This window comes from Thermus neutrinimicus (assembly GCF_022760955.1).
Lineage (GTDB): Bacteria > Deinococcota > Deinococci > Deinococcales > Thermaceae > Thermus > Thermus neutrinimicus.
Map to the genome: position 1 here is coordinate 1 of NZ_JAKTNU010000024.1, position 13,715 is coordinate 13,715.

At 65.0% G+C, this 13,715-nt stretch carries 15 protein-coding genes and 1 tRNA gene; 3 read left to right on the plus strand and 13 right to left on the minus strand.

Annotation, left to right across the window (positions count from 1 at the left end):
* Both L0C59_RS10305 and L0C59_RS10310 read right to left on the minus strand, forming a co-directional pair.
* The coding region (locus tag L0C59_RS10305) for an RNA-guided endonuclease InsQ/TnpB family protein (RefSeq protein ID WP_279232668.1) at positions 1 to 466 on the minus strand (466 nt) is incomplete at its 3' end.
* Positions 366 to 758: an RNA-guided endonuclease InsQ/TnpB family protein gene (locus tag L0C59_RS10310; protein ID WP_243091261.1), complete on the minus strand. Its 393-nt coding sequence runs from the start codon at positions 756 to 758 to the stop codon at positions 366 to 368. The genes L0C59_RS10310 and L0C59_RS10305, both read right to left, overlap by 101 nt.
* 236 nt (positions 759 to 994) lie before the next feature.
* Between L0C59_RS10310 and L0C59_RS10315 the strand changes: the two genes are divergently transcribed.
* On the plus strand, positions 995 to 2,605 hold the full coding sequence (locus L0C59_RS10315) for a GGDEF domain-containing protein (protein ID WP_243091262.1): 1,611 nt from the start codon (positions 995 to 997) through the stop codon (positions 2,603 to 2,605).
* Between the two features lie 5 nt (positions 2,606 to 2,610).
* Here the strand turns inward: L0C59_RS10315 and L0C59_RS10320 are convergent, their stop codons facing one another.
* The 8 genes from L0C59_RS10320 to L0C59_RS10355 form a co-directional block, all read right to left on the minus strand.
* Entirely contained in the window at positions 2,611 to 3,222 is a 612-nt protein-coding gene (locus tag L0C59_RS10320; RefSeq protein WP_243091263.1) for a helical membrane plugin domain-containing protein, read from the minus strand.
* A gap of 8 nt (positions 3,223 to 3,230) precedes the next feature.
* Positions 3,231 to 4,367 (minus strand): NAD(P)/FAD-dependent oxidoreductase, encoded by a 1,137-nt coding sequence (locus tag L0C59_RS10325; RefSeq protein ID WP_243091264.1) that lies wholly within the window; start codon positions 4,365 to 4,367, stop codon positions 3,231 to 3,233.
* 120 nt (positions 4,368 to 4,487) lie between these two features.
* Positions 4,488 to 5,492: a hypothetical protein gene (locus L0C59_RS10330; RefSeq protein ID WP_243091265.1), complete on the minus strand. Its 1,005-nt coding sequence runs from the start codon at positions 5,490 to 5,492 to the stop codon at positions 4,488 to 4,490.
* Positions 5,476 to 5,991 carry a c-type cytochrome gene (locus tag L0C59_RS10335; protein ID WP_243091266.1) on the minus strand — a complete coding sequence of 172 codons (516 nt, stop codon included), beginning with the start codon at positions 5,989 to 5,991 and terminating at the stop codon, positions 5,476 to 5,478. The genes L0C59_RS10330 and L0C59_RS10335 overlap by 17 nt, the downstream gene beginning before the upstream one ends.
* Complete coding sequence (locus L0C59_RS10340; protein WP_243091267.1) at positions 5,984 to 6,502, minus strand: DUF3341 domain-containing protein; 519 nt, start codon at positions 6,500 to 6,502, stop codon at positions 5,984 to 5,986. Before L0C59_RS10340 ends, L0C59_RS10335 begins: the two co-directional genes overlap by 8 nt.
* A gap of 9 nt (positions 6,503 to 6,511) precedes the next feature.
* The gene (gene nrfD, locus L0C59_RS10345; RefSeq protein WP_243091268.1) at positions 6,512 to 7,864 is read right to left on the minus strand and encodes an NrfD/PsrC family molybdoenzyme membrane anchor subunit; all 1,353 of its coding nucleotides are present in this window, start codon (positions 7,862 to 7,864) and stop codon (positions 6,512 to 6,514) included.
* Positions 7,854 to 10,493, minus strand: a complete 2,640-nt coding sequence (locus L0C59_RS10350) for a 4Fe-4S dicluster domain-containing protein (protein ID WP_243091269.1) — start codon at positions 10,491 to 10,493, stop codon at positions 7,854 to 7,856. Before L0C59_RS10350 ends, nrfD begins: the two co-directional genes overlap by 11 nt.
* An 8-nt stretch (positions 10,494 to 10,501) precedes the next feature.
* Positions 10,502 to 11,137 (minus strand): cytochrome c3 family protein, encoded by a 636-nt coding sequence (locus tag L0C59_RS10355; protein WP_243091270.1) that lies wholly within the window; start codon positions 11,135 to 11,137, stop codon positions 10,502 to 10,504.
* A gap of 228 nt (positions 11,138 to 11,365) precedes the next feature.
* Between L0C59_RS10355 and L0C59_RS10360 the strand changes: the two genes are divergently transcribed.
* Together L0C59_RS10360 and tsaE are read left to right on the plus strand one after the other, a co-directional pair.
* Positions 11,366 to 11,452: transfer RNA gene (locus L0C59_RS10360), tRNA-Leu, on the plus strand.
* A 29-nt stretch (positions 11,453 to 11,481) separates the two neighbouring features.
* The gene (gene tsaE, locus L0C59_RS10365) at positions 11,482 to 11,919 is read left to right on the plus strand and encodes a tRNA (adenosine(37)-N6)-threonylcarbamoyltransferase complex ATPase subunit type 1 TsaE (RefSeq protein ID WP_243091271.1); all 438 of its coding nucleotides are present in this window, start codon (positions 11,482 to 11,484) and stop codon (positions 11,917 to 11,919) included.
* Here tsaE and L0C59_RS10370 read toward each other — a convergent pair.
* The 3 genes from L0C59_RS10370 to L0C59_RS10380 are packed head-to-tail and all read right to left on the minus strand — an operon-like array spanning position 11,881 to position 13,636.
* Complete coding sequence (locus L0C59_RS10370) at positions 11,881 to 12,369, minus strand: TlpA family protein disulfide reductase (RefSeq protein ID WP_243091272.1); 489 nt, start codon at positions 12,367 to 12,369, stop codon at positions 11,881 to 11,883. The two genes, tsaE and L0C59_RS10370, sit on opposite strands and share 39 nt — an antisense overlap.
* A 43-nt stretch (positions 12,370 to 12,412) precedes the next feature.
* Positions 12,413 to 12,913, minus strand: coding sequence for a metal-binding protein (locus L0C59_RS10375; protein WP_243091273.1), 501 nt, complete (start codon positions 12,911 to 12,913; stop codon positions 12,413 to 12,415).
* 9 nt (positions 12,914 to 12,922) lie between these two features.
* The gene (locus tag L0C59_RS10380) at positions 12,923 to 13,636 is read right to left on the minus strand and encodes a type 1 glutamine amidotransferase family protein (RefSeq protein WP_243091274.1); all 714 of its coding nucleotides are present in this window, start codon (positions 13,634 to 13,636) and stop codon (positions 12,923 to 12,925) included.
* Positions 13,637 to 13,715 lie beyond the last annotated feature (79 nt).

The window sequence follows — 13,715 nt, forward strand, 5'->3', positions numbered from 1 at the left end:
GCTTCTGGAGAGGTATGCCCCCCATACACAGACGCTTACACATAAATCTTGACACGACCGAACGTTGTGCTCGGGCAAGTTTATCCTGGGCCTTTTGAAGGTACCTTGGGGCTTCGATCGTCTCTCCCTCGGAGGTGACCAGGAAGTAGGGGTTGGTGCCCAGGTCTATGCCGATGGCTTTCCCATTGTCGGAAAGTGGCTTGGGTTCCACCTCGCAGACGAAGACGATGTACCAGTGGTCTCCCTCCCTTTTGACCGTGGCCGTCTTTATCCGACCCTCAAGAGGTCTATGGAGCTTGAGCTTGACCAAGCCTATGCCAAAGAGAAAGACCCTCTTGCCTCCCTCTAGAATCTTTACCCCGTAGTTAGCTCCAGCCTGAGGAAAGGTGAAGGAGTCGTAGCGTCCCTTCCCCTTGAAGCGGGGGTAGCCTGGTTTCTGTCCCCTCCTCACCCGGCGACGGTTCATTTGGGGTAGGGGCCCCAAAGAAGAAGCCCTGGAAGGCCCTATCCACCCGGTGAAGGACCTCCTGAAGAACCTGGGAGTGGACCTTTTTGTACTCGGGTAGCTCTTCACGTATCTGGGGCAGGTAGCGGCTCTGTTGGGAAAAGGTTACCCTTTGGCCTGCCCTTCTGTAGGTGTCTCTGCGCTCTTGGAGGGCACTGTTGTACAGCTGGCGGCAGAGCTCAAGTGTCCTCTCAAGGTCCCTGGTTTGGGGCTTGGTGGGGTAGAGGCGGTACTTGAAGGCCTTCCTAGTCATCGTCCACCGGATTGCCGTGTAGTGCGTTTTTCAGGCACGTGCATATGATACCACATCCGCCGCCCACTATGCTATGTCCGCCTCCGGCGGACGTGGGGGAGCTAAGCTCCCTCTTTGGGGCCCCTACCCCAAATGAACCGCCGGTCGCATGTGGCTTCGCTGACCCATGTACCGCCGGTTGCAAAACCGGGGCATTATAGCTCCCCCAGACCCCCTCTTTTCTCTAAACTGTGGCCGTGGCCGCCTATGGACCAGGGCTTATCGCCCTCCTCGTATTCCTGGGCCTATTCCCCCCCACCGCTCCCTTTAGCGAGCGCTTCCTCACCCCCCTGGTGGCCCTAGGGGGCGGGGTTTTCCTTTGGCTGGATGGGCGGAAAGCCTGGGGGCTTGGCCTCCTCTTCCTGGGCCTAGGGGACCTGGCCTGGACCTTGGAGGACCTAAAGCGCCTTCCCCGGGGTTTGCTCCTGGAGTTTCCCTATCTGGCGGGCTATGCCGCCTTAACCTGGGCTCTTCTCAAGGTCCCGGGGGAAAGGCCCAGGCTAAGCCTCCTCCTGGTGCCCCTGGTCCTTTTAGGCCTGGCCTCTGCCCTTAAACCGGAGCTGGGCATAGACCGGGTCTATAGCCTATGGGATGCCCTCCTGCTCCTCCTCCTTCTGCCCAGGCTGGAACCCCTGTTCCGGGAACGCCTTCTTGGAGAGCGGGTTCTTTGGGGTGTGGGGTTTCTCCTCTTTCTGGTGGCGGACATGGCCTATGCCTTCCTGGAGGCAGGGCCAGGCTACCCCACCGGCCACCCCGTCCACCTCCTTTGGAGCCTCGGGTACGTGCTTTTAACCTGGGGGGTGGCGGAGGAAGGCCGAAGGGGGAACACCTTCTGGGGGCAGGCCCTGGCCCTGGGAGGGCTTTTCCTGATGCCCGCCCTTCTCCTCCACGATCCCACCCCTTGGGAGGTACGGGTCATGGCCCTCTACGGCGGGCTGGTGGCAGGCCTGGGCCTCCTTTACGCCAACCACCTGGAGTGGCGCCGCACGGAGGAGAAAAACCTCCGCTGGACCCGCTTCTTGGAAGAGCTTGCCCGCCTTTCCCCTAGCGTCACCCAGACCCTAAGCCCGGAGGCCGTGCTGATGGGTGCCCTCGAGGCCACCCGCCACCTCCTGCCCCAGGCCGTGGGCCTGGAGGTGAGGGGAAGGCGGGGCCTGGTGGGGGAGCGGACTCCCCATTCCCTGGCCATTCCCTTAAACGGGGACACCGCTTACCTCTACCTGCAAGGTCCCCTGGAGGAACCCGTGCCCCCCAGCTTTCTCTCCCTCCTGGGGGAGCGGATCCGGCAGGTCCTGCGCCAGGTGGAGTGGGGCACCTTGGCCCTCACGGATCCCCTCACCGGGCTTTTGAACCGCCGGGGCCTCGAGGCGGAGCTCCCCAAGCTCCTGGCCCTGGCCCGGCGCTACCAGGCCCCCTTAAGCGTGGTCATGCTGGACATCGACCGCTTCAAGCGGGTGAACGATACCTACGGCCACCCGGTGGGCGATGAGGTCCTGAAGCTCCTGGGCCGCATCCTGCAGGCCAGCGTGCGCCGCGAGGACCTGGCGGTGCGCTACGGGGGGGAGGAGTTCCTCCTCATCCTCTACGGGGCCGATCGCCTTGCGGCCAAGGAGGTGGTGGAACGCATCCGCTACCGCTTCCGCCACCAGAGGGTGGATCCCATCCCCTATCCCCTCACCCTCTCCGCCGGCATCGCCGGGGGGGAGGTCCCGGAAGGCGAGGCCCAGCTGGAGGACTGGATCCTCAAGGCCGACTACGCCCTCCTCAGGGCCAAGGAAACCGGCCGCGACCGGGTGACCCTGGCCTAAAGCCCCTACTTCTTGGGCATCATCTTGGCCATGAGCCCCTCCAGGGCCTTCATGTCCTCGTTCAGATGCCCGAAAGCCTTGCCCAGGGCCTTGAGAAGGAGGAAAAGCACCCCTAGGGCCTTCTGCACCTCGGGGTCGGAAAGTTGCTTCAGGATCCCCGCCAAGCCCACCCGGGGCGGATCCCGCATCACCTCGGGGGTAAAGGTCTCCCCCAGGCCCCGCTGCAAGGCCGAGGCCATCATGCCGATGGCGGCAGGCTCTATGCGGGAAAGGATGTCCAAGATGTTGGCCCCATGGGAGAAAAGCCTGAGCACCTGGGGCTCCATCAACATGCCCAGCCCCTCACCAAAGTTCTCGGTAAGGTGGCCGATAAAAGCCAAGGCCCCAGATTTTTCCAACTTGTCCAGGGTGTCCGCCAGTTTCTCCAAAGCCTCCGCTTGGTCTAGAAAGCGGGCCAAGAGGGAGACCATCTGCAGGTTTTTGGGCTCCAAAAGGAGGCCCAGGTTCTCCGCCAGGGTTTCCCCGGCCCCCACCTGGGCCAGGAGGCCGAGCCCGCTTTTCTCCAGGACCTCCTCAATGCGGGCTAGCCTTTCCTCCACCGTAAGCGTCTTCTCCATGACCCCTCCTACTCGATCAAGGTGGCGAACCAGAAGCCCTCAAAGAGCATCTTGGTCACCCGCACCCACTTGCCCACGGCCATTACGCCACAAGAAGGCATGCCGGTGCCTGCCAGGAGCTTTTCAAAGGAGCACTGGGGCAGAAGGGCGTTGTCCCCAAAGTCCATGATGCACATGGCCACGGGGTTAAAGGGCTCGCCAATGTAGGCGCCCTTTAGGTCGGAGGCGATGACCCCGGCCACGTACTCCCCCTGGAAGTGGGCCACCACCCCGGCGGGAGGGAGCATGAGGGCAGGGTTCACCGTGTCCCCGATGACGAAGACGTTGGCGAACCGGGTGGAACGGAAGGTGGTTGGGTTCACCTCGGGGAAACCCTGGGGCCCCGCCAGGGGGGATTCCCGCACCACCCGGTTGGGGGCGAAGGGAGGCGTGAGGATAAGGAGGTCGTAGGCCAGTTCCCGCCCGTCCTTGGCCCTGACCCTGCCTCCCTCAAAGGAGGCGGGTTCAAACTCCCCGTGGAAGGCGATGCCCTTGGAGCGGAGGATCTCCATGACTTTGCCCGAGATCGCCGGGCCCATGCCCGCCAGGGGCAGGGGGTTTAGGTGGAAAACCTCCACCGTGCTCCTATCCCGGATCCCTTTGACCTTGAGGGCGAACTCCACCTGGCCCGCCACCTCGTAGGGGGCGGGAGGGCAGGGGTAGTAGGGGGAGGAAACCCCCACCACCACCCGGCCTCCCTTAAAGTTCTTGAGGGCCTCCCTTAGCCTCAAGGCCCCCTCGAGGCTCCAAGGAGCGTGGCTGTCCTTGGCGGGGGAAGGCAAGGCCTCCGCCCCCAGGGAGACGATCAGGTAGTCATAGGAAAGCTCCCCAACGCTGGTCCTCACCCGGTTGTTGGCGGGGTCTAAGGCCTCCACCGTGGCCTGCAGGTAGGTGATGCCCCTCTTCTCCAGGTTGGCCAAGGGCCTTTTCACCTGCTCGGGCTCCCGCATGCCGAAGGCCACCCAGGGATAGGCGGGCATGAACTCGTGGTGGGCATTCTTGTCCACCAGGGTGACCTCCACCTCCTTCCCCAAGAGCTTCTTCACCTTGTTGGCCGCCACCAGGCCGCCCGAGCCACCTCCCAGAACCAGAATCCTCGTCGCCATCTTCCACCTCCTGGGTACCCTTACCGTGTACCCCTAAGTCCAGGATGCGCCCATCCCCTTTGTGAAGGTAGGTGCAAATGCCCCGCCCTAGGGGCGGGGCACTTCCTGGCTCCCAAAGCCTCAGGAGGGATTGCGCAGGCGCTGGAGGAAGAAGAGGCCCAGGCCCAAAAAGCCCAGCACCTCCCCGATCCCCACCCCCCGCCCCAGGGCGGGGAGCACGTACCAGGCCAGGTGCAGAAGGCGGAAGAGGGGAATCCAAAGGGCCACGGGCAGGAGATACCGGGCCTCCCGCTTGGGCGGGTTGGTGAGGAGGTAAAGGAAGGGGAGGAAGAATCCCCCCACCGCCCACAAGGCGGCCACCGTCCCCCAAGGGCCTTCCAGGCGCTTCAGGTAGAACTCCACCTCATGGGGTAGGTCCGCCCCCCAGACGATGATCAGGGTGGTGGCCTCCACGTAAATCCAGATGATGGAGAGGGCCAGGAGGAGGTTGGTGTGGTTCTGGGCCTGTCCCATGAGGGCGGGCGTCCCCTTCCGGGCCGCCAGGGCCACGGCCACGGCCAGGGCCAAAAGGGCGGCGGAGAGGAGAAGGATGGCCCCAAAGGAGGCGGAGTAGAAGTGGGCCTCGAGGGCCATGAAGAGGTCATAGGTGAGGAAGGTGGCGGCGGCGAAGGCCAAGGGCAACCCCCAGGCCCCCACCTCCGCCCGGTGCTCCCCGGGTTTCAGCTTCAGGAGAATCCAGGAAAAGAGGGTGAAGAAGAGGACGTAGCGAAGGAGCATGAAGGGGGCGTTCAGGTACCCCGAGCGGTGGGCCAGGATGGGGTCCAAGGCGGCCCCGGGCCGGGCCCAGGGGAAAAGCTCCGGCAGGAAGAGGAAGAAGGGCAGGCCCAAAAGCCCCATGAGGGGAAGGAGGCGGGCCAGGGGATAGAGGTAGGGTTCTAGGGGAATCCCCCAACGGCTGCTCAGGGCGTTGTGCAAGAGGAGAACCAGAAAAGCTCCCAAGAAGAGGAGGAGGAAAAAGGCATAGGGAAAGTAAGCGGCCGGAGCCCCAAAGAGAAAGGCCAGGGCGTAAAGAACTAGGCCCAGGAAAAGGAAACCCGAACGGCTTGCCTCAATAGACCTCTGCATTGATCACCTCCAAAGGGCAGGCCTCCTCCTGCAGACACCGCTTGATGTAGCGGGCGATGAGCCAGCGCTCCCTCTCCGGGATGCGGCTTTTGTAGGAGAGCATGCGGCCAAACCCGTTGGTGGCCGCAAAGTAGAAGTAGCCCTCGGGCATGGCCTTCACCCCTGGGTCCAGGAAGGAGCGGGGCTTGGGCATCCCCAGGGGGATCACCCGCCCATCCCCTTCCCCGTTTAGCCCGTGGCAGATGGCGCAAAAGGAGCGGTAAAGGGCCTTGCCCCGCAAAAGCTCCCCGTCGGTGAAGGCGTAGGGGTTTTCGGAAAACCCCCCCTCCGGCTTAAGCCCAGTGCGCACCTCCAGGTTCAGGTTCTCCCCGAAGCGCACCCGTTCCGGGGCCACCTGGACCTGCAAGGGGGCTTCCCGGAAGGGCGTCACCTTGGGCTGGTCCCACATCCAGCCGCAGGCGGAAAGGAGGGGGAGCAGGAGAAGAAGCCACCTAGCCACGCCGCACCTCCTCCACCTCCGCCCCCAGTTCCCGAAGCAGGGCCTTGGTGCTCTCCAGGTCGAACCGGGGGTCCGTGGCGTAAACGAAGACCCCGTACTCGTCCAGAAGGACCCGCACGTACTCCTTGGCCTTCACCGCGGGATGGGCGGCCAGGGGAAGGCCGTTCATGTACAGGAGGAAGAGGAAGATCCCCACGGTGATGGTGAGGATGGTGAGCTCAAAGGTCACGGGGATGAAGGCGGGCCAACCCAAAAGGGGCTTGCCCCCGGCGTTGTGGGGGTAGTCCAGGGTGGTGTAGATCTGCAGGAAAAGCCCCAGGCCCACCCCCAGAACCCCCAAGCCAAAGGCGATCCAGGGAATCCGCCCATCCCCCTCCAGGACCTCCTCGATCCCCTCCACGGGGTTTGGGGTGAGGGCCTCGAGGCGGCGGTATCCCCTTTCCTTGAGCACCCTTAAGGCCTCTAAAAGCCTTTCCGCCGAGTCAAAGTAGGCCATGAGTCCATACAGCATGGGCCCCTCCTAGTGCTTTCGCAGGCGGTGGAACAGGTGGACCATCTCCGCCACGGCAATGGGCGGGAAGATGCGGATGAAAAGGGAAAGGCCAAAGAGGAAGAAGCCGATGGTCCCGAGGAAGAGGGTCCAGTCCACCCAGGTGGGGTAGTAGAGGTGGAAGTTGCCGGGAACAAAGTCGTGGGAAAGGCTGATGACGACGATCACGAAACGCTCCAGCCACATCCCCACGTTGGCCAGGATGGAAAAGATGAAAAGCCAGCTTAGGTTCTTCCGGAAGCGGGGGAACCAGAGGGTCTGAAGGAGGACCACGTTGATGAGCATCATGGCCCAGTAGTAGGGGGCGTAGGGCCCGGTCATGCGCCAAAGCTGCTGCGCCCACTCTGCGGGCTCTCCCGCATACCAGGCGATGAAGATCTCCAAAAGGTAGATGTAGGCCACCCCAAGGCCGCTGGCCAGGGTCACCTTGGCCATCCAGTCCAGGTGGCGCTCGGTGATCACCCCCTCCAGCCGGTACCACTTCCTGAGGGGGATGATCAGGGTAAGGGCCATGGCGAAGCCCGAGTAGATGGCCCCGGAGGCGAAGAAGGGGGGGAAGACCGTGAGGTGCCAGCCCGGCACCAAACCGTAAGCGAAATCCATGCTCACCACCGAGTGCACGGAGATCACCACCGGGGTGGCCAGGCCCGCCAGAAGCACGTATACCGCCCTATAGCGCTGCCAGTGGACGGCATTCCCCGTCCAGCCCAAGGAGAGCCAGCCGTAAAGCCTCCGCCGCCAGCCCTTGCTCCTCTCCCGCAAAAGGGCCAGGTCGGGGATCAGGCCCAGGTAGAGGAAGAGGGTGGAGATGGTGAGGTAGGTCATGATGGCCAGCACGTCCCAGGAAAGGGGGCTCTTGTACTGGGGCCATAGGGCCATGTGGGTGGGGTAGGGCATCACCCAGTAGAAGAGCTGGGGACGGCCCATGTGGATGAGGGGATAGGTGGCCGCCGCCAACACCGCAAACAGGGTCATGGCCTCGGTGACCCGGTTCAAGGAGTCCCGCCAGTTCTGGCGCATGAGGACCAGGATGGCGCTGATCAGGGTCCCGGCGTGGCCGATGCCGATCCACCAGACGAAGTGCACGATGTCAAACCCCCAGGCCACGGGCTGGTTGATGCCCCAGGTGCCGAGGCCCTTCACGAAGGTGACGAAAAGGCTGTATAGCCAAGCCAGGGTCAGAGCCCCCCCCACGGCCAAGACCACCTTCCAGGGCCTGGGGGCTGGCTTCTCCACTGGTTCCAGAAGCTTTTCCACCAAGGTTTTCTCCGTCCACTCCCCCTGGATCAGGTCGTGGTCGGGATGGGGTTCCTTATGCGCCATGCTTCCCCTCCTTCAGCTTGGGATTAGGGTTTTTCAGGTGGGCCAGGTAGGTGGTGCGGGGCCAGGTGTTGGCCTCCTCCAAGAGGGCGTAGTGTCGCCCCTCCTTACGGTGGGCCTGGATGGGGTCCTCAGGGTCGAGAAGGTCCCCGAAGTGGATGGCCTTCCCCGGGCAGACCTCCTGGCAGGCGGTCTTGACCTCCCCGGTACGGATCTTCCTCCCCTCCATGGCCGCCTTGGCCCGGGTGCTTTCGATGCGCTGCACGCAGTAGGTGCACTTTTCCATCACCCCGCGGCTGCGCACCGTCACCTCGGGATTTAAGAGGAGGGCCAGGGGGCTTTCCTTTGCCCGGCGGGGGTCCCCCTTGCCCACAAAGGCCTCCCCGTAGGGGAAGAAGTTGAAGCGCCGGGCCTTGTAGGGGCAGTTGGCGGAGCAGTACTTGGTGCCCACGCACCGGTTGTAGACCATGAGGTTCAGGCCCTCGCTGGAGTGCTCCGTGGCCGCCACGGGGCACACCGCCTCGCAAGGCGCCTTCTCGCAGTGCTGGCACATCACCGGCTGGTGCACCACCCCTTCCTCGGCGAAGTAGCGGTCGATGCGGATCCAGTGCATCTCCCGCCCCTTTTGCACCTCCTCCTTGCCCACCACGGGGATGTTGTTCTCCACCTGGCAGGCCAGGGTGCAAAGCCCGCACCCCAGGCAGCGGCTTAGGTCCACGGTCATGGCCCAGGCGTGCTCCCCTTGGGGCCAAGGGGGGTAGAAGGAGATCCGCTTCTCCTCGTGGGCTTCGGCCTTAAGGGCCTTGGCCTCCTCCATGACCTTCACCGCCTCCACCTCCCCCAGATACCCGTGGTACTGGGTGGAGACCAAGGGGTAGTCCCGGCCCGTGGGGGAAACCTCCACAGGCCAGACCACGCCCTCGGGGTGAAAGAAGTGGGAAAGGGGGGCCACCCCGCTCCCCTTAGCCAGGCCGGGAAGGGGCCAGAGGGGAAGGAGGGCCTCCTTGCCCGAGGCCTGGACGCGGAGGAGGGGCCTTTTGGGATCTGCCCGCCGCTCCCGGGCCCGGATGTCCGCAAGAAGACCCAAGGCCTCGGTATCCTCCTCGCTAAGGAGCAAGGCCCCGTCCCAGACCAGGCGGCTCAGGGGCCTGGGAAGCTCCTGCAAATAGGGATTGTCCCGGTAGCGGCCGTCGTAGAGGCTGGCGTCGGGGCGCAGGGTGAGCTCCAAGGGGGCCTCCTGCCGCAAGGGAGGAAGGCGGCCTTCCAGGCCTGGGCGAACCTCCACGGCCAGCTGCCGGGCCTCCGCCAAGGGCCTTCCCTCCACCAGGGCCCGCTTCTCCTCTGGGGAAAGGGCGGGAAGCTCCTCCCCTAAAAGCCCCGCCAACACCTCCTCCAGGCTCTTCCCCCCCCACAGGGGCTGGATAAGGGCCTGGCTGGGCCAAAGCCGGCCCTCGGCATCCCGGTGCTGGCCCGAGGCCTCGAGGGGATGGGCCAAGGGCAGGCTCCAGGAAGCCCCCTTGTGGGGATACAGGGAAAGCGCCGCGGAAAAAGCCTTGCCCGAGAGGTTGGGCAAGGGGCCCTCCGCCGCCCACACCAGGCGCTCGGCCCCCTCGGCCTGCAGGAAGGCCCTGGGGGTGGCCGCCTCCCTCTCCGGGGGCTCCACATAGCGCACCGGGGCCCTAAGGGCCTGATTGATGGCCATGGCCAGGGCCTGAGCCCCCGGGGAAAGCTGGGGCCCGGCCAGGACCACCCCACCCCGCTTCAGGTCCTCGGCCAGGGCGGAAAGGAACCCTCCGTAATCCGAGGCCGGGGTTCCCTGGACCACCCCCAGGCTCTGGGCCAAGGCCAGGAGGAAGGCCTCCACCTGGCTAGGCTTTAAGGGCAGGCGGTGGTCGGCCATGCTTCCCAGGAGGCTGGCCCCGCTTTCCACCGCGTAGATGCGGTTCATGGGGGGAAGGCGCCTGCGGCTTAGGGCCTCCCACCAGAGGTAGCCCGCCGGGTGCTCGTGCGCCTCCACGTCCAGGAGGAGAACGGTTTCCGCCTCCTCCGGGGCGTAGACGGGCCAGGCCCTTTGCCCAAAGGCCACCTCCGCCCCCAGATAGATGTTCTCCAGGCTCCAGGCCTCAAACCGGGCCACCCGGAGGTTGGGGAAACGGGCCTGGGCCCTTTCCAGCAAGCCCTCGAGCCTCGGGGAGGTGGTGCGGGGCAAGACCAGGAGGGTTTCCCCCTCCGCCAAGGCCCGCCCCCAGGCGGCATAGAACCCCTCCCAATCCGGGGCCTTACCCTGGCGGGCTGGGTCGTAGAGGGCGTAGAGGCCTGCCAGGGGATAGGGGCTCATGGCCCTCTCCAAAGGGGCCATGAAGAGGGGCCTTTCCTGGTAGACCTTCACCCGCACCGGCTCGGCAAAGCCGGCGTGGGCCAGGGCGGTGACGAACTCCGCCTCCCCTCCCTCCACCACCCATTCCGGCTGGCGCACGTAGGGTACCCCCTTCCGCCGCACCACCGGGGTACAGGCGGCAAGGGATAAAAGTCCCAAGGCCAAAAACCCTCTCCGGGTCACCGGGCCAAAGGGAAACTCCTCCCGGAAGAGCTCCCGTTCCAAAGCCTCTTCATAACCGCGCCGTTCCTTCATGAAGCCTCCTAGCGGTGACAGGTGTTGCAGCTGGTAAGGGCCTCCGCCGAGCGCACCTGGTAGATCTCCTTCAGCTTCTTGCCCAGCTCGGGATCCGGGGTGTAGGCCATGTTGAAAACCTGCTCCTTGGGCCTGAGGTGGGCTTCAGGCTGGCGGTGGCAGTCCAGGCAGAACTTCATGGTGAAGGCCTGGGGCTGGCGGACCACCGCCATCTGGTCCACCCGTCCGTGGCACTCGGCACACCCTATCCCCTTGGCCACATGGGCCCCGTGGTGGAAGTAGACGAAGTCCGGCAGGTTGATGACCCGGTTCCAGCGCAAAGGCTCCCCGGTTTCCCAGCTTCGCCGCACCAGGGCCAGGTTGGGGCTATCGGGCTTGATAAAGGTATGGCAGGTCATGCAGGTCTCCGTGGGGGGCAGGCCTGCGTAGGCTGCCCGCTCCACGCTGGAATGGCAGAAGCGGCAGGAAAGCCCCAACCCCCCGGCGTGAAAGGCGTGGCTGAAGGGCACGGGCTGTTCCACGGGCTGGGTGCGGTACTCGAAGGCCCCCACCGCCACCCCGGAAAAGACCACCACCAGCAGGGCGAACACCCCTAGAACCGTTCCCCAGAAGAAGGTTTTTACCCATCGGTTGCGCCGCCGCATGCCACCTCCGGTCTTAAGGGCCAAGGCTACGGGCAAAAGGGCAAGGGGTCAATCAAGGGGCGTGGGTTCTTTCATAAGCGAATGGGCTCTACCCGTGCCTACCCTTTAGCAAGCTCTTCTCATAGGTACCCTAACGGAAAAGGCAAGGGACAAATGTCCCCAACCCCGGCCAACCTTGACAAGGAGAAGGCTTTTGCTAAACTAAAGCTTGCGCGTGAGGCGCACCCTGCCGGGATGGTGGAACTGGTAGACACGCCATCTTGAGGGGGTGGTGCCCGCAAGGGCGTGCGGGTTCAAGTCCCGCTCCCGGCACCAAAGAGGCCCTAAAGGGGCCTTTTTCCTTTATGCGGCTTCTCCTAGAGCGCACCCTCGAGACCCTCGAGGACACCCAGGCCTTGGCCCGGGAAGCCCTAGCCCTTTTCCCCCCGGGGGCCCTGGTGGTCCTGCAAGGCCCCTTGGGCGCGGGCAAGACCACCTTCGTCCGCTTCCTGGCCGAGGCCTTGGGCTTTAGGGGAAGGGTGACGAGCCCCAGCTACACCTTGATCCACACCTACCCCACCCCCGAAGGCCCCCTGATCCATGCGGATCTCTACCGCCTAGAGGACCAAAGGGCCCTTCTGCCCCAGCTGGCAGCGGCCCGAGAGGAAGCCCGCCTCCTTGTGGTGGAATGGGGAGACCCAGAAGTCCTGGAGGCCGATCTCCTCCTCCGGCTCCTTCCCGAAGGCGAGGCGCGCAAAGCGGCGCTATGGCAGCTCCACCCCGGCCAGGAGGAGGGCGTCTAGCAAGGCCTCTCGCCCAGCCCGCCCGGCGAACAGGGCCACCACCTTGCCCTCGGCGTCCACCACGAAGGTCCAGGGCTGGCCCACCACCTTGAAGCGGTTGGCCACCTCGTGGGGCCGGTCCTTGTCCGAGGCCAGCAAGGGAATGAACCGGGGAAAGGCCCTCATGTACTCCAGCACCACCTCCTTGGTGTCCTTGGGCTCCCGGCTGATCACGTAGAAGGGCACCTTGGTTTCCTCCGCCACCTGGTGGAGCCCTGGGAACTCCGCCTTGCACACCGGGCACCAGCTGGCCCAGAAGACGATGACCGCGGGCTTCCTCATGGTGGCGGGGGTGACGAGGTTCCCCTTGGGATCCAAAAGGGCAAACTCGGGCAGGCGCTGGCCCGGCTGCACCGCAAAAGCCAGGCCCAGAAGCAAGAGACCCACTACCCCTATCCGTGGCTTTAGCATGCCTCTATTGTTTACCCTAGCCGGGATAGGTATGTAAACCACCTCACCTTGGCCGCCGCAAGCGCTTGAGGTCGTGGTCGGGCCAGATGCCGTCCGCCACCAGGTGGAGCCACTGGGAAAGGTAGTAGCCCAAAAGGGCGAAGCCCCACACCTCCCAGGGCCAGGAGGGAAGTTTTAGGGAAAACCCCATCCCCAGGTGCTTGGCAAGCCCCTGGGCCAGGAACCCCAGGGCCAAGAGGAGGCCCACCACGTACCCCAGGCGGGTCAAGGGCCCCAGCACCCAGGTGTGGGAAAGCCCCCGGTGGCGGAAAAGCCAGCCGTAAGGACGCCAGAGAAGGCCCAAAAGGCCCCAGCGGCGCTGGGACCGCGTGCCCTTCTCCGCCAGGTCCAGGTCGGGGGAGAGGAGAAAGGTGCCTGCCAGATAGGCCAGAGCGAAGGCCAAACCCCGGGGGTCCTCCGGGGAGCCCCCGTAGGCCAGGTAGGCCAGCGCCCCCCCGCCCAGGAGCGTCAGGTTGATGGCCTCATGCACCCGCCCCGAGGGCATAGGGCTCCTCTAAAGGGCAGGGAGGGGGAAGCGCTCCCCCGCCGAGAGCACATCCACCTTGAGCCCCTTGACCCCCCGGCCCGTGTACTCCGCCCCCCCGGCGTCCACCAGGGTCACCCCTCCCATCCAGACCTCCCCCAGGCCCCCTAGGAGGCGAAGGGCGGTGTTCTCCAAAAGGCCCAGGCCCACCAGGTCGGGGTTGTCGGCCACCAGGCGGGAGAGGGCCAAAAACCGCCCCCGTTCCTCCACCCGGGGGAGGAGGGCCAGCCCCTTCAAGAGGGCCAGGCCCAAGGCGGCCCTAACCTCCCCCTCCAGGGAGTAAAAGGCCGCCTCACCCAAAAGTCCGGCCGCCTCCCCCAAGGCCACCACCCCACCCCCCTGGCGGTGGACCTCCAAAAGGGCCTGGAGAAGGAGGCTTCCCCGGATGAGATCCAAAAACTCCGGCAGCCCCTCGGCGGCCAAAAGCACCAGGGGGCTCGCCGCCACCGCCTGGGCCACCTCGGGGTCAAAGGCCTCTTCCCGCCGCCTGAGGTAAAAGACCCTCCCCCGCCTCAGGCCCAGGCTCCGGTAGGCCAGCCGCCAGGCCTCCGCCAGGTCCCGCAAGGGGTAGGGCACCAGGAAAAGGGCCTCCCCCCGGGCCTCCTCCAAGAGCCTGGCCTCCACCGGGCGAAGAGCTCCCCGAAGGGGATCGGCGGTCAGCAAGGCGAAAAAGCCCTGACGCATACCCGACCTCCTATACCTCTAGGGCTATGTACACGTCAAAACCTCCATAGGGCATAACCCCAAGGGACTTCCGCGCCTT

Coding starts and splice junctions, on each gene's coding strand:
- L0C59_RS10310 (WP_243091261.1), bottom strand. CDS start 758: ATGACTAGGAAGGCCTTCAAGTACCGCCTCTACCCCACCAAGCCCCAA.
- L0C59_RS10320 (WP_243091263.1), bottom strand. CDS start 3,222: ATGGAGAAGACGCTTACGGTGGAGGAAAGGCTAGCCCGCATTGAGGAG.
- L0C59_RS10325 (WP_243091264.1), bottom strand. CDS start 4,367: ATGGCGACGAGGATTCTGGTTCTGGGAGGTGGCTCGGGCGGCCTGGTG.
- L0C59_RS10330 (WP_243091265.1), bottom strand. CDS start 5,492: ATGCAGAGGTCTATTGAGGCAAGCCGTTCGGGTTTCCTTTTCCTGGGC.
- L0C59_RS10340 (WP_243091267.1), bottom strand. CDS start 6,502: ATGCTGTATGGACTCATGGCCTACTTTGACTCGGCGGAAAGGCTTTTA.
- nrfD (WP_243091268.1), bottom strand. CDS start 7,864: ATGGCGCATAAGGAACCCCATCCCGACCACGACCTGATCCAGGGGGAG.
- L0C59_RS10350 (WP_243091269.1), bottom strand. CDS start 10,493: ATGAAGGAACGGCGCGGTTATGAAGAGGCTTTGGAACGGGAGCTCTTC.
- L0C59_RS10355 (WP_243091270.1), bottom strand. CDS start 11,137: ATGCGGCGGCGCAACCGATGGGTAAAAACCTTCTTCTGGGGAACGGTT.
- tsaE (WP_243091271.1), top strand. CDS start 11,482: ATGCGGCTTCTCCTAGAGCGCACCCTCGAGACCCTCGAGGACACCCAG.
- L0C59_RS10370 (WP_243091272.1), bottom strand. CDS start 12,369: ATGCTAAAGCCACGGATAGGGGTAGTGGGTCTCTTGCTTCTGGGCCTG.
- L0C59_RS10375 (WP_243091273.1), bottom strand. CDS start 12,913: ATGCCCTCGGGGCGGGTGCATGAGGCCATCAACCTGACGCTCCTGGGC.
- L0C59_RS10380 (WP_243091274.1), bottom strand. CDS start 13,636: ATGCGTCAGGGCTTTTTCGCCTTGCTGACCGCCGATCCCCTTCGGGGA.